Here is a 20,804-nt window from a genome sequence, read left to right on the forward strand (position 1 = left end):
AAAGCAAAGGGGTAACTAGTTTTTGAAAATTACAAGATAGATTTGTTACAAATAGAAAAAGGCTATTTATTTTTTTAAATAGCCTTTTAATTTTTTAAAATAATGGTGTTTATAAAATGCCTTACACTTATTTTTTTGTGGGTGTAAAATTTAGTGCGGCGCCATTAATGCAATGTCTTTTGCCTGTGGTTTTTCTAGGACCGTCATTAAAGACATGCCCTAAATGTCCGCCACAAACAGCGCAATGTTCTTCGGTGCGTTCGTAACCAATTTTGTAGTCTACATCAAAAGCAACATTTCCTTTAATCTCTTCATCAAAACTAGGCCATCCTGTTCCTGAATCAAATTTGTTTTCACTTTTAAAAACGGGCGTTCCGCAAGCAGCACAAGAGTAAATACCAGCTTCTTTAATCTTTAGAAGCTCACTAGAAAAAGCGCGCTCCGTTCCTTCCTCTCTAAGAATGTAATATTCTGTAGCCGTTAATTTTTTACGCCATTCATCTTTTGAAAGGCTTACTTCAAAATTTTCTTCTTGTTTGGTATTATCGTCCATCGCAACTTTTTTCTCTTGAGAAACACCATTGCATCCGGTGACGATAAATAATACACCTAATAGGATATTCTTAATCATAGCTTTTTTTTTAATTAAATTTTCTTTTCACTCTAATTTACGTAGCTCAGAATTAATTGGTCGTTAAAATTTTGATAAATGTACAAGTACTTATAAATAAAAAGCTCCATTAGATCATATTCTAATGGAGCTTATAAAAATTTTAAAGAGCAACTATTTCATAGAAATACGCGCAATACTTTCTTCGTCAACATTGATTGCACTTAATACAGCAGCCATATTGGACTTATCTAGTTTAGAACTTAGAAAATCACCAGGTAATATTACTATTCTAAAAAATTGATTTTGTGTAAAATCATCACTTAATGTAGCCATATCAAAATTTCCATCAATAAATAAATCCATATCTACGAAATTGTGTGCAAAAGTGTATTGTAATGTACCTTGACTTACAAAGAAATTTTGAGGAATTAAGCTCCAATTGTTTGCAGGGCCGTCAGACAACTCTACTTCACCATCAAATCTATAAACAAGAATAGCATCAGATTCCAGAATTTCAAAATTTGTAAAATCATTAAATGTTAATCTTGTCGCAAACCAGTTATTGTCCGCTTCAAAATCAAAATTTACACCATCAACTTCAAAAACTTGAGCACTTATACCATCTAAACCGTCTGAGCCATCTCTTCCATCTACACCATCTCTTCCATCAAATCCATCATTCCCAGAGCAAGAAACAAATAGTATTATTGAAAACATTCCTAGTAATTGTATTGCTTTTTTCATTTTATTTTATTTAAGTTTTAAATATTGTTTTTCACGTGAAACGATAGAATCAAAAAGTATTCCATTTTAATTATTTTTATAAATATAATAGAAACTGTTTAAAAAGTAACGTTTTATTAAATGAACTATTATTCAAACTTGATTATATTGCAGTAAATAAAATATCCTCATGCCAAACGTAGAAGTACATAGCCTATTTACAGAATTTGATATAAATCTATTTAAAGCGGGTAAACACTTTAAATTATATGAGAAATTAGGATCGCACCTAATAAGCTTAAATGGTATAAAAGGCACCTACTTTGCTGTTTGGGCTCCAACAGCAAATTCTGTTAGTGTTATTGGCGATTTTAATTCCTGGCAAGTAGGGGAGCATGAGCTTAATGTACGTTGGGACGATAGTGGGATCTGGGAAGGATTTATTCCAGAGATAGAAAAGGGAGCGCTGTACAAATATAATATTAGATCTAATAATTACGGAATAAGAACAGAGAAAGCAGATCCTTTTGCACGTTACTGTGAAAAACCACCCAAAACGGGTTCTGTTGTTTGGGATGGCGATTATTCGTGGCAGGACAATGCGTGGATGGGGTATCGAAAAGATAAAAATGGTTTAGATAAACCATATTCTGTTTATGAAGTGCATTTAGGATCTTGGAGACGTAAAGAAGATAATCAGTTTTTAAGTTATTTAGAATTAGCCGAAGAATTAGTTCGGTATGTAAAAGAAATGAATTTTACGCATGTAGAATTTATGCCGATTATGGAATACCCATATGATCCTTCTTGGGGGTACCAATTAACAGGCTTTTTTGCGCCCACTTCTAGATTTGGAAATCCTGAAGAGTTTAAGGTTTTAGTAGATAAATTACATCAGAATGATATTGGAGTTATTTTAGATTGGGTTCCTTCACATTTTCCAGAAGATGCACATGGTCTAGGATTTTTTGATGGTTCTCATTTATATGAGCACCCAGATAGGCGAAAAGGGTATCATCCCGATTGGAAAAGTTTAATATTTAATTATGGAAGAAACGAGGTACGTGCTTTTCTAATTAGCAATGCCATGTTTTGGATGGATCAGTTTCATGTAGATGCCTTACGTGTAGATGCTGTAGCCTCTATGATTTATCTGGATTATTCTAGGGAAGAAGGAGAATGGGAACCAAATATTTACGGAAATAATGAAAATTTAGATGCGATTTCATTTTTAAAAGAAATGAATCAGCAATTATATGCCAGTTTTGATGGGATACAAACCATCGCAGAAGAATCTACTGCTTTTTCAGGGGTATCCCGCCCAGTAGATTTAGGGGGCTTAGGTTTTGGGATGAAATGGATGATGGGTTGGATGCACGATACCTTGGAATATTTTAAAAAGGAATCAATCTACAGAAAACACCATCAGAATGATATTACGTTTAGTCTTACCTACGCGTTTTCTGAGAATTTTATGCTTCCTTTTTCTCATGATGAAGTGGTGTATGGCAAACAATCACTTTTAAATAGAATGCCTGGAGATGAGTGGCAGCGTTTTGCAAATTTACGTTTGTTATTTGGGTACATGTTTACACATCCAGGAGCAAATCTTATCTTTATGGGAGGAGAATTTGGGCAATCATCAGAATGGGATTTTCAAAAAAGCTTAGATTGGCATTTAACCCAATATAATTTTCATGCGGGAATACAGGAGACCGTAAAAGATTTAAATATGTTTTATAAAAATTATCCAGCTTTGTATGAAAAGCAATTTAGTCCGGAAGGCTTTCAGTGGATAGATTATGGAGATGGTGAAAACTCTGTACTTGCTTATATTCGAAAAGGGCATGATGCTAAAAATGATTTGCTTGTACTTTGTAACTTTACTCCAGTACAAAGAGATAATTACAGAGTGGGTGTTCCAAAATCAACCCAATTGAAAGAAGTTTTTAATAGTGATGCTAAAAAATATGGGGGTTCAGGAGTATTAAATTCTAAAATTAAAACAGAAAAAATAGCGAGTCATACCTATAAGAATTCCATAGAAATAACATTACCTCCTCTCGGTATTGTTATTTTACAATAAAAAAACATAACTATAACGTAATAGTTTGAAATTGGATAAAGTATAGTTTTATTATTCGCGTATAATATCTTTTTTTTGCCAGTATAAATAATTTCGATCAGCTATGATTACGAATACGGAGCTTGAATATAAAGGAAATTTATATCCGAATGAAATTGTAGATTTCAACCAGGATACAGATAAAATATATTTTACAACTGCAAATGGAGTGATCCTTCAGATTACAGTTCTAAGAAATAGTATGGTCCGTTTTAGGTATGCAACAGATCATAATTTTGAACCAGATTTCTCCTATGCTTTAAATAAAAATGCGTTAAAGGGCTATAATGAACTGGATGTTCGTGAAACGCCTACGGAATATATAGTTTCAACAGTAAGAATGAATATTCTGGTTGATAAAAAAACGCTACGTACTCAAATATCCGATCCTGAAGGAAATATCATCTGTGAAGATGAGTTGGGTTTTCATTGGGAAGAGAATTATGAATATGGGGGTAATATTGTGAAAATGAGTAAAATAACCCGTACTGGCGAAAGTTATTATGGTATGGGTGATAAAGCTACGCACTCAAATTTAAAAGGCAAGCGTGTAGAAAATTGGGTTACCGATCAATATGCTTATGGTAAAGATCAAGACCCACTATATAAGGCTATTCCTTTTTATGTAGGACTAACAGATAATAAGGCCTACGGTATTTTCTTTGATAACACTTTTAAAACGCATTTTGATTTTGCGCACGAAAAGAAACATGTGACTAGTTTTTGGGCAGATGGTGGTGAGATGAACTACTATTTTATCTATGGACCAACGATGGAGAAAGTGGTGCGTTTGTATACCGATTTAACAGGTACGCCAGAATTACCTCCCCTATGGGCCTTAGGTTTTCAGCAATCTAAATGGAGTTATTTTCCAGAAAGCAGAGTAAAAGAAATAGCAAAAAAATTCCGAGATCTTAGAATTCCCTGTGACGGCTTATACCTCGATATTGATTATATGGATGGTTTTAGGTGTTTTACATGGGATAAAAAACTATTTCCAGATCCTAAAAAAATGATTGCTGATTTAGCCGAAGATGGCTTCAAAACAGTGGTTATGATTGATCCGGGAATTAAAATTGATAGAGACTATTGGATTTATCAAGAAGCGATGGAAAATGATTACTTCTGTAAAAGAGGTGATGGCCCATATATGCATGGTAAAGTTTGGCCAGGGGAATGTAATTTTCCCGATTTTACAAATCCTGAGGTAAGAAAATGGTGGGCAGAGCTATATAAAGAGTTTATGGCAGATATGGGAGTACATGCGGTGTGGAATGATATGAATGAACCTGCAGTAATGGAGGTGCCTTCTAAAACTGCTCCTTTAGATACCCGTCATGATTATGATGGCCACCCAAGCACCCATAGAAAGGCACATAATGTGTATGGTATGCAAATGGTTAGGGCTACCTATAATGGCGTTAAAAAGCATGTGTATCCAAAGCGTCCTTTTGTAATAACAAGAGCGGCCTATGCCGGGACACAGCGTTATGCGTGTACCTGGACAGGAGATAATGTTGCGACATGGGAACATCTATGGCTAGCAAACGTACAAATGCAACGCATGTGTATAAGTGGTTATTCATTTGTAGGCTCTGATATTGGTGGATTTGCAGAACAACCAGATGGCGAATTATTTGCGCGATGGGTACAACTTGGTATTTTCCATCCCTTCTGTAGAGTACATTCTAGTGGCGATCACGGCGATCAGGAGCCTTGGTCATTTGGAGAAGAAATTACAGATATCGTTCGGAAATATATAGAATTAAGGTATCAATTGCTGCCTTATTTATATACCATGTTTTATAAATATTCTAAAGAAGGCTTGCCAATGCTTCGCGCTTTAGTGATGTACGATCAAGAAGATCCTCAAACACATTTTAGAACAGATGAGTTTATATTTGGAGAACAAATTTTAGTTTGTCCAATACAAGAGCCTAATTCTAAGGGGCGTAGAATGTACGTGCCAAGGGGAAACTGGTATAATTATTGGACTGGTGAAATGATTACCGGAGGAATGGAAAAATGGGTAGTGGCAGATATAGACAAGATTCCTATGTTTATAAAAGAAGGCGCCATGATCCCTAAGTATCCTGTACAACAGTATGTTGGTGAACTAAAAGTTTTAGAATTACTGGTTGATGTATATTATAAATTAGGGGTAGAAAATTCTACAGTGTATGAAGATGCTCAAGATGGTTTTGACTATAAAAAAGGAAGGTATAGTCTGCGAAACTTTAAATTAAATGGTAAGGAGAATGAATTGATCATCCAGCAATTTAAAGACGGTACTTTTACGACCTCTTATGAAACTATAAAAATGCAATTACATGGTTTGCCTTTTACCATTAAATCAGTTTTAATTGATAGTGAAAAAGTAAGTCTAGATGATGTAAAACTTCTAGAAAATAATTGTATTGAGGTCAATAAAGAATTTACAACATTACAATTATTAGGGAGTTAATTTTTCGTAATTTTAACCTCTAAACATTAACTATATTAAAGAATATACCTTATTTGTAAATATTTAAGAATTAGTTCTTTAAGCTATTGAAATTATTAATTATGAAAAAAATTATTTTAATTCTTGCGATATTCATAGGGGTATCTGCATGTAAAACAAATCCTTTTACAGGTAAGAAAATGCTAAATGCATTTCCAAACAGTCAAATTTTTCCGACAGCTTTCGCTCAGTACGATCAATTTTTGACTGAAAATAAAACAGTAGAAAACACAGCTGATGCAAGAATGATTACAACGGTAGGGCAACGTATTGCATCTGCAGCAGAACGTTGGTTAACTGCAAATGGATACCCTGGATATCTAGATGATTACAAATGGGAATATCATTTAGTACAAGATGAAACAGTAAATGCTTGGTGTATGCCCGGAGGTAAAATTGTTTTTTACACCGGAATACTCCCTATTTGCCAAGGCGAAACAGGAGTAGCTGTGGTTATGGGGCACGAAGTTGCTCACGCACTAGCAGATCATGGAGCGCAACGTATGACCGCTAGTTATGGTCAGCAAATTGGGTCCGTAGTTGGTAATGTGGCTCTTAAGGATGAAAAATCTTTAGGGCTGTTTAATCAATATTACGGTGTGGGTTCTAATGTTTTAGGAATGCTGCCTTTTAGTAGAGGACATGAAACAGAAGCTGATAAAATTGGATTGCAGATTATGGCTATTGCAGGCTACAACCCAGACGAAGCTGCAGAGCTTTGGAAGAGAATGAAAGCAAATAGTGGTGCATCATCTACTCCAGAATTCATGAGTACACACCCTTCTAATGACACGCGAATTAATAATCTAACAGTTTGGGCGCCAGAGGCAAAAGCTGAAGCGGCTAAATTTGGTGTTACTAGTTTTAAATAATAGTAGTGAATTTTAATTATTAAGTAATATATTAAGCTGTTCTTTTAAAAGGACAGCTTTTTTTATGTAAAAAAAATAAAACAACCACCACTACAACCATGGCAAAAATTCAAGCAGTTAAAGGCAGTAAAAAATTATTAAATGCTTGGGCATTTTATGATTGGGCAAATTCAGTATATACCTTAACAATCGCCTCTTCTATCTTTCCTATTTTTTATTCAGCTCTTTTTGCTTCTTCAGATCAACTGGTTACCGCATTTGGATATGATATGAAGCCAACTGTGCTAATTTCAATAGTCACGGCTTTTACTTTTCTAACGGTAGCAATATTGTCGCCAATATTATCGGGAGTAGCAGATTATGTAGGAAATAAGAAAATGTTCATGAAGTTTTTCTGTTATGTGGGCAGTATAGGTTGCATGGGCTTGTATTGGTTTAGCTTAGAATATATTCATCTAAGTATGTTTTTTTATTTTATGGGATTGATAGGGTACTGGGGTAGTTTGGTGTTCTATAATTCTTACCTGCCAGATATTGCTTTTGAGCATCAACAAGATAGTATTAGTGCCAAAGGGTTTTCTTTGGGGTATATAGGAAGTGTGCTTTTATTGGTTTTAAATTTGGCTATGGTCATGATGCCAGAATTGTTTGGATTTGATGTTGGTGAAACAGAAGAATCTCTAAACCTTGCAAAATTTGAAGCCATGAAAATTTCTTTTATTACTGTTGGTGTTTGGTGGGCGCTCTTTAGTCAATATACATTTTATGTACTTCCAAAAGGAGTATCAACAGGACATAAAATCACTAGAAATGTAGTATTTAATGGATTAAAAGAGCTGAAACAAGTTTGGCATAATTTAAAACTTGACAGAAGGCTTAAGCGGTATTTAGAAGCATTTTTTGTTTTTAGTATGGCAGTACAGACCATTATGTTAATGGCGGTTTATTTTGGGGAAAAAGAGATAAGCTGGGCTACAGATTCAGAGAAAACAACTGGTCTTATTATTAGTATTTTAGTAATTCAGTTGGTCGCTGTGCTTGGTGCTTATGTAACTTCAAAAGCCTCTGCTAAATTTGGAAATATAAAAACATTAATTTTCGTCAATTTTATCTGGCTCTGTTTGTGTTTTTACGCATTTTTCATGGTTACTCCTATGCAATTTTATATTGCTGCAGGACTCGTGGGATTAGTGATGGGAGGGGTGCAGTCTTTGGGAAGATCTACCTATTCTAAATTTTTACCAGAGACAGAAGATACGACCTCCTATTTTAGTTTTTATGATGTTGCGGAAAAAATTGGTATTGTTATCGGGATGGTCATTTTTGCAGTTGTAGATCAAGTAAGTAATATGCGTTACGCTATTCTTTTCTTATTTGTCTTCTTCTTGGCAGGGATTTTTCTCTTGTTTAGAGTGGAAAAAAAATAATATAAAACTATATTTTACATGCATTTGAGTAATTCATGTCAATGATATAAAAATTAACACCTCAGATTGTTCCATTATTTTAGACGATTGGAATAAATGGAAAACAAATGTACAGACGGGGATAAAATAAAAAAAACCTCTTAGTTAAAAGAGGTTTTAGACGATTCGATTTTTGATTGATGCTTATCTTTTAGAAATACTGCCAGAACCAGATATTTTGGTGTTTATTTTGTCAGGATTACCGCGATAGCTTATATCTCCAGAACCAGAAACCTGTGCTTTAAGACTTCTATTGGCTACCACTTGCATATCTGCAGAACCAGAAATAGTTGCTTTAACATTATCTGCTTTCAATTCATACGCTTTTATATTTCCCGAACCAGAAATCGTAGCTTTAAAATCATCCGTACTCCCCTTTAATTCCATGTCTCCAGAGCCAGACATCGTTGCTGAAATGGTATTGGCATCTAGGCTTAATGAGATATCTCCTGATCCAGACATAGTCATTGCAAATCGATTTGTTTTTAATATTTTTTTACCAACAACATCTCCTGAGCCAGAAAGAGAAAGGGCTTCAATCTCTTCTACTGGGATAATGATTTTTATACTATTCTTCCATTTAGAAGGCTGTAGGTTTTTATTATCTTCAACTTTAATCACAAGTTGCCCATCTTTTATTTCTGTGATGATATATTCTAAAAGATTTTCTTCTCCTGTAATTGTTATTTTACCTTCATTTCCATCTACTAGATCTACATCAAACCATCCAGATATGGATACAGAATCATAATCATCAGTAGTTCTCTCTATGGTTTTAAAAACACCATTTCCTTTAATTTTTTTTCCCCATTGCGCAGAACAGGAGGTAATCGTTAATAGTGATAAGACTGCAATTAATAAGTTTTTCATGATTTTTGTTCTTTTTTATGATTGATTGTATATTAATTTTTGGTAAATGAAATTCCTCCGTAATCACTGGTAATATTCATTCTATTGGGACTAGATGAACTCCCATAATATCCTTTATAAAATTTTTCGCTTGATTCTTCTCTGCTGACATTAATTTCAAAATCATCCTTTCCGCTTACGCCTGCATAGTCTGTATTTATTTCAAAAATGAAATGATATTCTGGACTATAGCCAATTTTTACACCCGTATAATCAGAACGGATATTTAAATTATTTGCATCTGCAGCCATATTTGCTATTTGTATGCCCCCGTAATCAGAGGTGATATTTACGTTGCCATGTACTGTTCCTAATTTTACATTAATGTAATCTCCATTGCCTTCTACGTTGTTTACTTCGTTGACCTCAATTTTACCGTAATTATTATGATAGGTTAAATTTTGCATTTTAGTAATGGTGCCGTTTGTGTAGTCAGAATTAATATCTAAATCTTCAGCTTTATCAATAGTAAACCCTGAGTAATCTGCTTTAATTCTTCCGCTTTTAATGTACCCAATAGTAGATTTAGAAGTGTAATCAAAATTTAATTCGTTATTTCTTCCGTGTAATTCTCCAATTTCTAAGCGACCATAGTCACAAGATATTTTTGCATAACCATCTATCCTATCTAAGGTTATACTGCCATAATCGTTACTTAAGTGTACGCTATTTTTAATCGGAACTTTTATGTTGTAGTCTATCTGCATATTTACACTACTGTTGTTTCCCCATCCCCAGTTCCAACCACTTTTATTTTCGTTAAATATGGTTTTAGCAGATACGAGGCTACTGCTGCCGTCAAAATCTATTGTGATTTCATCTAATTTATTAGAAACCTTTTCTTCATTATTGCCATTTACGGTGATATGTACTTCAATAACCACCCTGTTCTCATTCCATGAAGTAATGTTTAAATTCCCATAACTATTAGATACTTTCAATAAGGCATCGCTATTAACAGTAAACTCTTTTTTAATCGTCTTTTCTCTGGTGTGTTTGCCTTTAATGCCATTGTTAGCTAAGAGGCTAAAAGGCAATAGAAACATTAGTACTAGGGTGTATTTATATAATTGTATTTTCATGTTTATTTTTTTTGATATTTTTAATTTCTTCGATTTGCTGTAAAACATCGTCTAATAAATCTATTCTTGTTTGAAAGTTGACAATCATTGCGCTTAGTATTAATTTACTATTGCCGCCATTGATTAAGTCTCTTTCTATGCTTTTATAATTTTTTTCTAATTTGGATAGTTGAATCATGGTGTCATCAACTATTTTTTTTGTTTCTGGTGAATTTTCATTTTGCAATTTTTTTACTTCTTGTTCAATAACATTGGCAAAATAAAATTCTGTGTTTGATATTTCTGGTGATAGTGCTACTACCTGTTCATTGATAGAATAACTTTGGTTTACAAATAGAAAACCCAGTCCAAAGACGAGCAGTAAGCTTGCTGCAATAAAAAGAAACTTAAAGCTGTTTCCTTTTTTAACCGGTAGGCTTTTTACATCGTTAATTGTATTTAGTTTTTCTAGAAACCGTAGTTCATGTCCATTTTTTGGCTCTTCTGTATCCCAGCCACCTTTGAGGTGCTCAAATAAATCGTCTATATTGTCCTTCTTCATCTTAATTAGCCATTAATTTTTTTCGTAAGTTTTCTTTTGCCCTTGATATGGTTGTTCTGCAATTCGCATAACTTAAATCCATAATCGCACTTATTTCTTCATAATCAAACCCTTCTATTAAATGTAAGGTCAAAGAAATTCTGTAATTGTCTTTTAACTGTTTCATGGTTTCCATCACTTTTTGAGCCTTTTGTTCTGTAAACACATAATCAGAGGCAATTCCGTCGTTATCCTCGACCTTATATAGTACATCGTCCAGAGCAACTTCATTTTTCTTTAGTTGTTTTCTGTACTGATAGATACTGTTGTTTATTACAATTCGTTTTAACCAGGCGCCAAAAGCTACCTCTCCTTTAAAGGACTCTAGTTTGGTAAATGCGCTTAAAAACGATTCTTGCATGACGTCTTCTGCAAGGGCACTATCTTTTACAATTCTTACCGCAGTGTTAAACATTGCCTTGTAATATCTATTGTAAACTTCTAGTTGTGCACTTTGTTTTCCGTTTAAACACAATTGCAACAATGTATCAATATGTTCTTTTTTGTGGCTCAAAAAATGGTTGTTTTGTAGTAATGATGTTTCTCTTTGTGTAATGTTACACTTTTTTTAAATTATTTTTTATTTGTTGGCATAAGAATTGCTTTTTATAGTTGAAAAAAAGTTGCTATCCTTAATAACTCGTGAAGTTATTGAGGTTTTTAGGCTATTTTAAAAATTAAATACTAAACAGATTTCTGCACTATGGTGACAGAATGACTGAAATATAACTATGGGAAATTCTAAATTTTCAAATTTTGACAATATGTCGTTACAAGGTATCGATGAAGATTCTGAGTTAATACCTCTTTTAACGCCGGAAGACGAAGAAGAGATGAGTAGCGAAAAACTGCCAGAAACATTGCCAATTTTACCTTTGCGTAATACGGTATTGTTTCCAGGGGTTGTAATTCCTATTACTGCTGGTAGAGACTCTTCAATAGCGTTAATAAAAGACGCAAATAATGGCTCCAAAGTTATTGGGGTTGTTTCTCAGAAAGATGAGAATGTAGAAAATCCGGGCGTAAAGGATATTAATACTTTAGGAACTGTAGCTAGAATTTTACGGGTACTACAGATGCCAGATGGTAATACTACTGTAATTATTCAGGGTAAAAAACGTTTTGAAGTAGCAGAAGTGCTTACAGAAAAGCCTTATATGACCGCTACCGTTCGCGAAGCGGAAGAAGAACGTCCTGATCCAATGAATCCAGAATTTTTGGCTATCATCGAATCGGTAAAAGAATTGGCCTTGAGGATAATTAAGGATAATCCTAATATCCCTAGCGATGCTTCTTTTGCAATTAAAAACATACAAAGTAATTCTTTTCTTGTAAATTTTGTTTCCTCTAATTTAAGTGTAGATGTAGAGAAAAAACAAGAATTGTTGGAGATTCCAAGTTTACAAGAACGTGCTTTAGCAATGCTAAAGTATATGAATGTGGAGCTTCAGAAGTTAGAACTGAAAAATGATATTCAGTCCAAGGTTCGAACCGATCTAGATCAGCAACAACGGGAGTATTTCTTAAACCAACAGATGAAAACTATTCAGGAAGAATTGGGTGGTGGTTCGTATGAAGAGGAGGTTGAAGAAATGCGTAATAAGGCGAAAAAGAAGAAATGGGGCAAAAAAATTAATGAACATTTCTTAAAAGAGCTTTCTAAAATTCAACGCATGAATCCGCAAGTAGCGGAATACAGTATTCAACGTAACTATTTAGAGCTGTTTTTAGAATTACCATGGAATGATTTTTCAAAGGATAAATTTGATTTAAAAAGAGCACAAAAAATATTAGATAGAGATCATTACGGATTAGAAGATGTAAAACGTAGAATCATAGAGTATCTGGCAGTATTAAAATTGCGAAATGATATGAAATCTCCAATTTTATGTTTTTATGGACCTCCTGGAGTGGGTAAGACTTCTTTAGGGAAGTCTATAGCAGAGGCTTTAGGAAGAGAATATGTACGTATGTCTTTAGGTGGCCTTCGTGATGAGGCTGAAATTCGCGGACATAGAAAAACGTATATAGGGGCCATGCCAGGACGTATTATTCAAAGCTTAAAAAAGGCAGGAAAATCTAATCCTGTTTTTATTCTTGATGAGATAGATAAGTTATCAAACAGCCATCAAGGCGATCCTTCATCAGCAATGCTTGAGGTTTTAGATCCAGAACAGAATAGTGAGTTTCATGACAATTTCTTAGAAATGGGGTATGACCTTTCTAAAGTAATGTTCGTAGCTACAGCAAATAATATTGGTAATATACAACCTGCATTGCGTGACCGTATGGAGATGATTCCTGTAAGTGGGTATACTATTGAGGAAAAGGTTGAAATAGCAAAAAGACACCTATTGCCAAAGCAACTGAAAGAGCACGGCCTTTCTGATAAAGATCTTAAAGTAGGGAAACCGCAACTTGAAAAAATTGTAGAAGGATATACTAGAGAATCTGGAGTTCGTGGTTTAGAGAAGCAAATAGCTAAGGTGGTGCGTAATACCGCTAAGAATATAGCGATGGAACTAGATCATGATCTAAAACTTACCAATGAAGACATTGTTAAAATATTAGGTCCTGCCCGTATGGAGCGCGATAAATATGAAAATAATGATGTTGCGGGAGTTGTTACAGGATTGGCTTGGACCAGCGTTGGGGGAGATATTTTATTTATAGAATCTATCTTAACTAAAGGTAAAGGGCTTTTAACGATTACTGGAAACCTTGGTAAAGTGATGAAAGAATCGGCGACCATTGCCATGGAGTATATTAAATCTAATTGTGAGCTATTTGGTATTGATGCAGACGTTTTTGAAAAATACAATGTGCATATTCACGTACCAGAAGGGGCAACACCTAAAGACGGACCAAGTGCAGGTGTTACGATGTTAACTTCTCTTGTTTCTTTATTTACACAAAAGAAAGTAAAGAAAAGTTTAGCGATGACTGGGGAGATTACACTAAGAGGAAAGGTGTTACCTGTAGGTGGAATCAAAGAAAAAATCTTAGCAGCAAAACGTGCACGTATTAAAGAACTTATTCTTTGTGAAGAAAATAAAAAAGATATTCTAGAGATTAAAGAAGAATATTTAAAGGGTCTGACTTTTCATTATGTTACAGAAATGCATGAAGTAGTAGAGTTAGCCATCACAAATCAGAAAGTGAAAAATGCTAAAAAGCTATAAAGGTATTTGTAGCTATTAAAGTATAAAGGATGGTTATGTAAAAAATAACCATCCTTTTTTTTCTAAAATAATTCATAACATAACGAGAGAACTAAACATTTCTTTTTAATTTTATTCCATGCGAAAAATCACAATAGCAATAGATGGGTTTTCATCTACAGGGAAAAGTACTATAGCGAAACAATTAGCAAAAGCTCTGGGGTATATTTATGTAGATACTGGGGCTATGTACAGAGCAGTAACTTTATTTGCAATGCGCAATAAGTTTATTGGTACTGAAGAAAGTAATATTGGTGCGCTGGTAAAATTACTTCCTAAAATAAATTTGAAATTTGTCTACAATGAAGCCTTAGGTTTTGCAGAGATGTATTTGAATAATGAAAATGTAGAAAACGAAATTAGAACCCTAGAAGTTTCTAGAAATGTGAGCCAAATTGCAACCATTGAAGAGGTGCGTTACAAATTGGTAGATATGCAAAAGAAAATGGGGGAGGAGAAAGGTATCGTGATGGATGGTCGTGATATTGGTACTGTGGTTTTTCCAGATGCAGAATTAAAACTGTTTATGACGGCGTCAGCAGAGAAAAGAGCAACAAGAAGATATAAGGAGTTATTAGATAAAGGGGATAAAGTTACTTTTGAAGAAGTGCTTAAAAATGTGGAGCAAAGAGATTATATAGACTCTCATAGAGAATTCTCTCCTTTGAAATTAGCCGATGATGCTATTGAATTTGATAATAGTGATATGGGGCTTGAAGAGCAATTTGAACGAATTTTAAATTACTCAAAAAGGGTGATTGATAAGCAATAAAAAAGGCGCTCATTGAGCGCCTTTTTTTTAATAAAATAGTTTCCTACTATAAGTTAGGAATAACTAATACTTGACCTGGTTGTATAACATCTGGACTCTTTAAAATACCAGTGTTTGCTTCAAAAATCTTCGTGTATTTCATAGCATCACCATAATATTGTTTTGAAATCTTACTTAAAGATTCTCCACTTTTAACAGTGTGTTTGTGAAATACAGAACTATCAGCAACAGAAATATTTGCTTTTACATCAGCAGCATTTTCACCACCAATTTCCTTGATTTTATCCCAAATAAGGTTTTTTTCGTAAGGAGTATTTGCTTCTCCTTTTATCATTAAAACGCCACCTTCTTCAGAAACGTCACCATTTTTAATTCCTAATTCTTCTCCAAGATTTAAAACTCCTTGGTATTTAGCTTTTACGCTCATGTTTATTTATTTTAATAGTTAATGTAATAACTTAAATATACAAAAATTAGTATAAAAAACATCAAAATTGCCCATTAAAAATATTGTTTTAGGCTATCGTATTTTATGTTAGCGGATTAGCTTGCGTATTTTTGAAAAAATGATTAATTTTGCACACCTTTTTTAAGCTAGTGATATTAAGAGGAAAAAGGAATGTTTAAAAAAAACAATGTATAATCTTTTGTAGTACACGTTTTAACTCTTAGGAAGTACTATAGAATACAAATTATTAATCAGCAATGGCTGAAGAAAAAAAACAAGCTGAAGCAGTGGAAGCTGTTGAAGCAAAAGTACAGGCACCTGTACAAGACCCTCAAGAATTTTTAGAAAACTTTAATTGGACAAAGTACGAGCAAGGTATTGAGCAAGTTGATGATGAAAAACTTAAAGAGTTTGAAACATTAGTAGCTGAAAACTTTGTAGATACTATGGATGAAGAAGTAGTTCAAGGTACTGTAGTTTACATTACAGATCGTGAAGCTATTATCGACATTAACGCAAAATCAGAAGGTGTTATTTCACTGAATGAATTTCGTTACAATCCAGATTTAAAAGTTGGTGATAAAGTTGAGGTTCTTATCGACATTCGTGAAGATAAAAGTGGTCAATTAGTATTATCTCACAGAAAAGCCAGAACTATCATGGCTTGGGATAGAGTTAATGCTGCTCACGATAAAGAAGAAATCGTTAATGGTTTTGTTAAGTGTAGAACTAAAGGTGGTATGATTGTAGATGTTTTCGGAATCGAAGCATTCTTACCAGGTTCTCAAATTGACGTGAAGCCAATTAGAGATTACGATCAGTACGTAGGTAAAACTATGGAATTCAAAGTAGTGAAAATTAACCACGAATTTAAAAACGTTGTTGTTTCTCATAAAGCGCTTATTGAAGCTGATATCGAAGAACAGAAAAAAGAAATCATTGGTCAATTAGAAAAAGGACAAGTATTAGAAGGTGTTGTTAAAAACATTACTTCTTATGGTGTGTTTATTGATTTAGGTGGCGTTGATGGTTTAGTACACATTACTGACCTTTCTTGGTCTAGAATTAACCACCCGAACGAGGTTGTTGAATTAGATCAGAAATTAAACGTTGTAATCCTTGATTTTGATGATAACAAATCAAGAATTCAATTAGGTCTTAAGCAATTAGAGAAGCATCCTTGGGAAGCTTTATCTGATGAGATCAAAATTGGTGACAAAGTTAAAGGTAAAGTAGTCGTTATTGCTGATTACGGTGCATTTATTGAAGTTGCTGAAGGTGTTGAAGGATTAATTCACGTTTCTGAAATGTCATGGTCTACTCACTTACGTTCTGCTCAAGATTTCGTAAAAGTTGGTGATGAGGTTGAAGCTGTAGTATTAACTATGGATCGTGATGATCGTAAGATGTCTCTTGGTATCAAGCAAATGACTCCAGACCCTTGGACTGATATTACGACGAAATACCCAGTTGCTTCTAAGCACACAGGTATCGTAAGAAACTTTACAAACTTTGGTGTTTTTGTTGAATTAGAAGAAGGTATCGATGGTTTAATCTATATCTCTGATTTATCTTGGACTAAGAAAATTAAGCACCCATCAGAATTTGTAACTGTAGGTGATAAATTAGAAGTTGAAGTATTAGAATTAGATGTTGAAGGACGTAAATTATCTTTAGGTCACAAACAAACTACGGATAATCCTTGGGATAAATACGAAACTGAATTTGCTTTAAATACAACACATACTGGTACTATCGGTGAGGTTGTTGATAAAGGAGCAACTATTGATTTCAACGAGGATATTCAAGCATTCGTACCAACACGTCATTTAGAAAAAGAAGATGGTTCTAAATTAGGTAAAGGTGATTCTGCTGAATTCAAAATCATTGAGTTCAATAAAGAATTCAAGAGAGTTGTAGCAAGTCATACTGCTATATTCAAAGCTGAAGAACAACGTAATGTAAAAGCTGCTGTTAAGAAAGCTGCTGCTCAAGCTGATGAAGCAAAACCTACTTTAGGAGATGCTAACGAAGCGTTACAAGCGTTAAAAGATAAAATGGAAGGTAAGACTAAATAGTCTTTTTCACCATAATCTTAACCTGCAATAGTAGGTTTAAAAGAGCCCGGACATTTGTTCGGGCTTTTTTTATGCTTAATTTTGAATATGTATAAAATGATTATTCCGTTTGAATCAAATTTTTAAAGATAATTTGATACTTTTGTATTCACACAAATTTTAGCATGAGTCAAAAAGTATTGCTTTCTTCAAAAGAGATAAATATTATCCTGCATCGCTTGGCTTGTCAGCTTTTAGAAAATCATTTAGATTTTGAGAATACTGTACTTATAGGTATTCAGCCTCGAGGAATATTTTTAGCACAACGGCTTACAGATATTCTTCAAAATGAATATGGGGTAAAAAATATAAACCTAGGATTTTTAGACATTACTTTTTATCGTGATGATTTCCGTAGAGGAGATAAAACCTTAGAAGCGAATAAAACAAACATCAATTTCTTGATAGAAGATAAAAATGTTGTACTTATTGATGATGTATTGTATACAGGAAGAAGTATAAATGCAGCATTAACGGCTTTACAATCTTTTGGAAGACCTATAGGGGTAGAGTTACTGGCATTAATAGATAGAAGATTTAGTCGCCATTTGCCAATACAGCCCAATTATAGAGGCAGACAGGTAGATGCTATCAATAATGAAAAGGTAAAGGTCAAGTGGAAAGAAAATGAAGGCGAAGATGCAGTCTATTTAATCAATACTACAGCATAAAGTTTAATATAGAATAGCAAAAATAAGCATATGAGCGAGTTGAGTGTAAATCACTTATTAGGAATTAAATATCTTAAAGAACAAGATATTCAGCTTATTTTTGAAACTGCAGATCATTTTAAAGAGGTGATCAATAGATCTATTAAAAAAGTACCTTCTTTACGAGATATTACCATTGCTAATGTTTTTTTTGAAAATAGTACCCGTACAAAACTATCTTTTGAACTTGCAGAAAAACGTTTGTCTGCAGATGTAATTAACTTTTCGGCAGGGCAATCTTCTGTTAAAAAAGGGGAAACCTTGATCGATACGGTGAACAATATTCTAGCCATGAAGGTAGATATGGTGGTGATGCGTCATCCCAATCCCGGAGCAGGAATATTTTTATCTAAACATGTAAAGGCAGCTATTGTAAATGCGGGTGATGGTGCGCATGAACATCCTACGCAAGCACTACTTGATTCTTATTCAATTAGAGAAAAATTAGGAGATGTTGCTGGTAAAAATGTGGTTATAGTCGGTGATATTTTGCATTCCAGAGTAGCGCTTTCTAATATTTTTGCGCTAAAATTACAGGGTGCTAACGTAAAAGTTTGTGGTCCTAAAACATTAATTCCAAAACATATAGCCTCATTGGGGGTTGAAGTAGAAACAAACCTGAAGAAAGCCTTAGAATGGTGTGACGTTGCCAATATGCTTCGGATACAGAATGAACGTTTAGATATCAGTTATTTTCCAACAACAAGAGAGTACACACAACAATTTGGAGTAAATAAAAAGTTGTTAGATGGCTTAGATAAAGAGATTGTCATTATGCACCCTGGACCTATAAATCGAGGAGTAGAAATTACTAGTGATGTGGCAGATTCTAACCAGTCTATAATATTAAACCAAGTAGAAAATGGTGTAGCTATTCGTATGGCAGTGATTTATTTACTAGCTTCAAAAATAAAATAGAACGTATGATTTTTGATAAAGATGAAAATATAACGATTGTTTTTCAGGAAAAGGCCACTTTAAAAATCTTTTTAGAGAACCTTTCAAATGGATATGAAAAGATAAAGAATGATCACATCATTATTAATCTTTTCTCTTTTTCTAAAATCACTAAAAATGATTTATTGGAATTTTTAGACCTTTCAAATACACATAAGAAAGCAAAGAAATCTTTTGTTTTGGTTACAGATGCTGTTTCGTATAATGATGTGCCTAATACTATTTCAATAGCGCCCACTATACAGGAGGCAAAGGATATCATTGAAATGGAAGAAATAGAGCGGGATTTAGGTATATGAGCTATCTCGCTCAAATAAACATAGCGAAGATGATTGACGAAATTGATAGCCCTATAATGGCCGATTTTGTTGGTAATTTAGATAAAATAAATGCACTAGCAGAACGTAGTAAAGGTTTTGTTTGGCGTTTAATTGAGGGCGAAAATAACGCTACGTCTATTCAAGTTTTTGATGATCGTTTTATCATCGTAAATATGTCTGTCTGGCAAAATATGGAGGCACTTTTTAAATTTACCTATTCATCAGAACACGTTGAGATTTTTAAGCGAAAAAAAGAGTGGTTTCATAAGATGAAAGAAATGCATATGGCATTTTGGTACATGCAGGAAGATACATTACCAACGCCAGAACAAGCAAAAGAACGCTTGCTATACCTTCAAAAGCACGGAGAGACGCCGTATGCTTTTACGTTTAAGAGCAAATTTACGGCAGAAGAAGCTAAAAAGTATATTCTATAAATTAGAGCGCATTTCATGAAATTAACCATACTTGGTTGTTACGCAGCTACACCTAGAACGATGACGAATCCTACGTCTCAAGTTCTTGAAATAAAAAACCACATGTTTTTAATAGATTGTGGTGAGGGCACTCAAGTGCAATTAAGAAAGCATAAAATTAGATTTTCTAAAATCAACCATATTTTTATTTCACATTTGCATGGAGATCATTTTTTTGGTTTACCAGGTTTAGTGTCAACGTTTCGTTTGTTAGGAAGGGATGCCGAGTTGCATATTTACGGACCTAAAGGAATTGAAGAAGCAATACATCTTCTCCTTAAGTTAGGGAACTCGTGGACAAATTATAAGCTTATTTTCCATGAATTGACGTCAAAAGAATCTGAACTAATTTATGAGGATGATAAAGTAACGGTTAAAACAATCCCTTTAAATCACCGAGTGTATACAAATGGTTTTCTCTTTCAAGAGAAATTAGCAGCTAGAACCTTAGATGTTGAAGCTGCAGAAAGCTACGATATTGAGGTTTGTTATTACCAGAATATTAAAAACGGGCGCGATATCACCTTAGATGATGGCCGAGTAATACCAAATGATGAGTTGACTTTTGATCCTCCAAAACCCAAAAGTTATGCCTTTTGTAGTGATACAGCCTACAAACCAGATATTGTACCTTTGATTAAGAATGTAGATGTTCTGTATCATGAATCTACTTTTTTAGAAGCACAAGCAGCGCTTGCACCTAAGACCAAACACTCAACGGCTAAAGAAGCTGCGTTAATAGCGAAGCAGGCCAATGTAGGTCAATTGATTCTTGGGCACTACTCTACACGATACAAATCAATAGACTTGTTTCAGGAAGAAGCTCTGGAGGTTTTTGATCATGTTTTGTTGGCAGATGATGGCAAGGTATTTAATTTCTAATACCCTGAATATTTAGTGTATAAATAAG

At 33.9% G+C, this 20,804-nt stretch carries 19 protein-coding genes; 12 read left to right on the forward strand and 7 right to left on the reverse strand.

Annotation, left to right across the window (positions count from 1 at the left end):
• Nucleotides 1-127 precede the first annotated feature (127 nt).
• Entirely contained in the window at nucleotides 128-631 is a 504-nt protein-coding gene (gene msrB, locus GQR94_RS14585) for a peptide-methionine (R)-S-oxide reductase MsrB (RefSeq protein ID WP_158976307.1), read from the reverse strand.
• A gap of 153 nt (nucleotides 632-784) precedes the next feature.
• On the reverse strand, nucleotides 785-1,357 hold the full coding sequence (locus GQR94_RS14590) for a collagen-like protein (protein WP_158976309.1): 573 nt from the start codon (nucleotides 1,355-1,357) through the stop codon (nucleotides 785-787).
• Between the two features lie 169 nt (nucleotides 1,358-1,526).
• Between GQR94_RS14590 and glgB the strand changes: the two genes are divergently transcribed.
• From glgB to GQR94_RS14610, 4 genes are all read left to right on the forward strand, one after another.
• Nucleotides 1,527-3,422, forward strand: coding sequence for a 1,4-alpha-glucan branching protein GlgB (glgB, locus tag GQR94_RS14595; RefSeq protein WP_158976311.1), 1,896 nt, complete (start codon nucleotides 1,527-1,529; stop codon nucleotides 3,420-3,422).
• 103 nt (nucleotides 3,423-3,525) lie between these two features.
• Nucleotides 3,526-5,925 carry a glycoside hydrolase family 31 protein gene (locus tag GQR94_RS14600; RefSeq protein ID WP_158976313.1) on the forward strand — a complete coding sequence of 800 codons (2,400 nt, stop codon included), beginning with the start codon at nucleotides 3,526-3,528 and terminating at the stop codon, nucleotides 5,923-5,925.
• A 101-nt stretch (nucleotides 5,926-6,026) separates the two neighbouring features.
• The gene (locus GQR94_RS14605) at nucleotides 6,027-6,836 is read left to right on the forward strand and encodes a M48 family metallopeptidase (protein WP_158976315.1); all 810 of its coding nucleotides are present in this window, start codon (nucleotides 6,027-6,029) and stop codon (nucleotides 6,834-6,836) included.
• Between the two features lie 98 nt (nucleotides 6,837-6,934).
• Nucleotides 6,935-8,263: an MFS transporter gene (locus GQR94_RS14610; protein WP_158976317.1), complete on the forward strand. Its 1,329-nt coding sequence runs from the start codon at nucleotides 6,935-6,937 to the stop codon at nucleotides 8,261-8,263.
• A gap of 183 nt (nucleotides 8,264-8,446) precedes the next feature.
• Here GQR94_RS14610 and GQR94_RS14615 read toward each other — a convergent pair whose 3' ends face one another.
• Genes GQR94_RS14615 through GQR94_RS14630 form a run of 4 tightly spaced genes read right to left on the reverse strand, consistent with a single transcriptional unit; the run spans nucleotide 8,447 to nucleotide 11,387 of the window.
• Nucleotides 8,447-9,172 (reverse strand): head GIN domain-containing protein, encoded by a 726-nt coding sequence (locus GQR94_RS14615; protein ID WP_158976319.1) that lies wholly within the window; start codon nucleotides 9,170-9,172, stop codon nucleotides 8,447-8,449.
• A 32-nt stretch (nucleotides 9,173-9,204) separates the two neighbouring features.
• Nucleotides 9,205-10,293, reverse strand: a complete 1,089-nt coding sequence (locus GQR94_RS14620) for a hypothetical protein (RefSeq protein ID WP_158976321.1) — start codon at nucleotides 10,291-10,293, stop codon at nucleotides 9,205-9,207.
• Nucleotides 10,274-10,834: a hypothetical protein gene (locus GQR94_RS14625; RefSeq protein ID WP_158976323.1), complete on the reverse strand. Its 561-nt coding sequence runs from the start codon at nucleotides 10,832-10,834 to the stop codon at nucleotides 10,274-10,276. The genes GQR94_RS14620 and GQR94_RS14625 overlap by 20 nt, the downstream gene beginning before the upstream one ends.
• A gap of 1 nt (nucleotide 10,835) precedes the next feature.
• Nucleotides 10,836-11,387 carry an RNA polymerase sigma factor gene (locus GQR94_RS14630; RefSeq protein WP_158976325.1) on the reverse strand — a complete coding sequence of 184 codons (552 nt, stop codon included), beginning with the start codon at nucleotides 11,385-11,387 and terminating at the stop codon, nucleotides 10,836-10,838.
• Nucleotides 11,388-11,604: 217 nt separating this feature from the next.
• On the opposite strand from GQR94_RS14630, the gene lon reads away from it, so the two are divergent.
• Together lon and cmk are read left to right on the forward strand one after the other, a co-directional pair.
• Complete coding sequence (gene lon, locus GQR94_RS14635; protein ID WP_158976327.1) at nucleotides 11,605-14,055, forward strand: endopeptidase La; 2,451 nt, start codon at nucleotides 11,605-11,607, stop codon at nucleotides 14,053-14,055.
• A gap of 118 nt (nucleotides 14,056-14,173) precedes the next feature.
• Entirely contained in the window at nucleotides 14,174-14,866 is a 693-nt protein-coding gene (gene cmk, locus GQR94_RS14640; RefSeq protein ID WP_158976329.1) for a (d)CMP kinase, read from the forward strand.
• Between the two features lie 46 nt (nucleotides 14,867-14,912).
• Here cmk and GQR94_RS14645 read toward each other — a convergent pair whose 3' ends face one another.
• Entirely contained in the window at nucleotides 14,913-15,293 is a 381-nt protein-coding gene (locus GQR94_RS14645) for a LysM peptidoglycan-binding domain-containing protein (protein ID WP_158976331.1), read from the reverse strand.
• 278 nt (nucleotides 15,294-15,571) lie between these two features.
• Between GQR94_RS14645 and rpsA the strand changes: the two genes are divergently transcribed.
• The 6 genes from rpsA (at nucleotide 15,572) to GQR94_RS14675 (ending at nucleotide 20,776) form a co-directional block, all read left to right on the forward strand.
• A complete protein-coding gene (rpsA, locus tag GQR94_RS14650) occupies nucleotides 15,572-17,392 on the forward strand; it encodes a 30S ribosomal protein S1 (RefSeq protein ID WP_158976333.1) in 1,821 nt (606 codons plus the stop codon).
• Between the two features lie 164 nt (nucleotides 17,393-17,556).
• The gene (gene pyrR / locus GQR94_RS14655) at nucleotides 17,557-18,102 is read left to right on the forward strand and encodes a bifunctional pyr operon transcriptional regulator/uracil phosphoribosyltransferase PyrR (RefSeq protein ID WP_158976335.1); all 546 of its coding nucleotides are present in this window, start codon (nucleotides 17,557-17,559) and stop codon (nucleotides 18,100-18,102) included.
• Between the two features lie 30 nt (nucleotides 18,103-18,132).
• Nucleotides 18,133-19,059 (forward strand): aspartate carbamoyltransferase catalytic subunit, encoded by a 927-nt coding sequence (locus GQR94_RS14660; RefSeq protein ID WP_158976337.1) that lies wholly within the window; start codon nucleotides 18,133-18,135, stop codon nucleotides 19,057-19,059.
• Nucleotides 19,060-19,064: 5 nt separating this feature from the next.
• On the forward strand, nucleotides 19,065-19,397 hold the full coding sequence (locus GQR94_RS14665) for a ribonuclease Z (RefSeq protein ID WP_158976339.1): 333 nt from the start codon (nucleotides 19,065-19,067) through the stop codon (nucleotides 19,395-19,397).
• Nucleotides 19,394-19,855, forward strand: coding sequence for a DUF3291 domain-containing protein (locus tag GQR94_RS14670; protein WP_158976341.1), 462 nt, complete (start codon nucleotides 19,394-19,396; stop codon nucleotides 19,853-19,855). The genes GQR94_RS14665 and GQR94_RS14670 overlap by 4 nt, the downstream gene beginning before the upstream one ends.
• A gap of 15 nt (nucleotides 19,856-19,870) precedes the next feature.
• Nucleotides 19,871-20,776 carry a ribonuclease Z gene (locus tag GQR94_RS14675; protein WP_158976343.1) on the forward strand — a complete coding sequence of 302 codons (906 nt, stop codon included), beginning with the start codon at nucleotides 19,871-19,873 and terminating at the stop codon, nucleotides 20,774-20,776.
• The last annotated feature ends 28 nt before the right edge of the window (nucleotides 20,777-20,804 follow it).

Source organism: Cellulophaga sp. L1A9, assembly GCF_009797025.1.
Taxonomy (GTDB): domain Bacteria; phylum Bacteroidota; class Bacteroidia; order Flavobacteriales; family Flavobacteriaceae; genus Cellulophaga.

What these genes read in the sequence shown, in the direction of transcription:
- GQR94_RS14675 (WP_158976343.1), top strand. Translation starts at nt 19,871, where the DNA reads ATGAAATTAACCATACTTGGTTGTTACGCAGCTACACCTAGAACGATG.
- GQR94_RS14670 (WP_158976341.1), top strand. Translation starts at nt 19,394, where the DNA reads ATGAGCTATCTCGCTCAAATAAACATAGCGAAGATGATTGACGAAATT.
- GQR94_RS14660 (WP_158976337.1), top strand. Translation starts at nt 18,133, where the DNA reads ATGAGCGAGTTGAGTGTAAATCACTTATTAGGAATTAAATATCTTAAA.
- GQR94_RS14610 (WP_158976317.1), top strand. Translation starts at nt 6,935, where the DNA reads ATGGCAAAAATTCAAGCAGTTAAAGGCAGTAAAAAATTATTAAATGCT.
- GQR94_RS14600 (WP_158976313.1), top strand. Translation starts at nt 3,526, where the DNA reads ATGATTACGAATACGGAGCTTGAATATAAAGGAAATTTATATCCGAAT.
- GQR94_RS14620 (WP_158976321.1), bottom strand. Translation starts at nt 10,293, where the DNA reads ATGAAAATACAATTATATAAATACACCCTAGTACTAATGTTTCTATTG.
- rpsA (WP_158976333.1), top strand. Translation starts at nt 15,572, where the DNA reads ATGGCTGAAGAAAAAAAACAAGCTGAAGCAGTGGAAGCTGTTGAAGCA.
- glgB (WP_158976311.1), top strand. Translation starts at nt 1,527, where the DNA reads ATGCCAAACGTAGAAGTACATAGCCTATTTACAGAATTTGATATAAAT.
- cmk (WP_158976329.1), top strand. Translation starts at nt 14,174, where the DNA reads ATGCGAAAAATCACAATAGCAATAGATGGGTTTTCATCTACAGGGAAA.
- GQR94_RS14665 (WP_158976339.1), top strand. Translation starts at nt 19,065, where the DNA reads ATGATTTTTGATAAAGATGAAAATATAACGATTGTTTTTCAGGAAAAG.
- GQR94_RS14645 (WP_158976331.1), bottom strand. Translation starts at nt 15,293, where the DNA reads ATGAGCGTAAAAGCTAAATACCAAGGAGTTTTAAATCTTGGAGAAGAA.
- GQR94_RS14625 (WP_158976323.1), bottom strand. Translation starts at nt 10,834, where the DNA reads ATGAAGAAGGACAATATAGACGATTTATTTGAGCACCTCAAAGGTGGC.
- GQR94_RS14605 (WP_158976315.1), top strand. Translation starts at nt 6,027, where the DNA reads ATGAAAAAAATTATTTTAATTCTTGCGATATTCATAGGGGTATCTGCA.
- msrB (WP_158976307.1), bottom strand. Translation starts at nt 631, where the DNA reads ATGATTAAGAATATCCTATTAGGTGTATTATTTATCGTCACCGGATGC.
- lon (WP_158976327.1), top strand. Translation starts at nt 11,605, where the DNA reads ATGGGAAATTCTAAATTTTCAAATTTTGACAATATGTCGTTACAAGGT.
- GQR94_RS14615 (WP_158976319.1), bottom strand. Translation starts at nt 9,172, where the DNA reads ATGAAAAACTTATTAATTGCAGTCTTATCACTATTAACGATTACCTCC.
- GQR94_RS14590 (WP_158976309.1), bottom strand. Translation starts at nt 1,357, where the DNA reads ATGAAAAAAGCAATACAATTACTAGGAATGTTTTCAATAATACTATTT.
- pyrR (WP_158976335.1), top strand. Translation starts at nt 17,557, where the DNA reads ATGAGTCAAAAAGTATTGCTTTCTTCAAAAGAGATAAATATTATCCTG.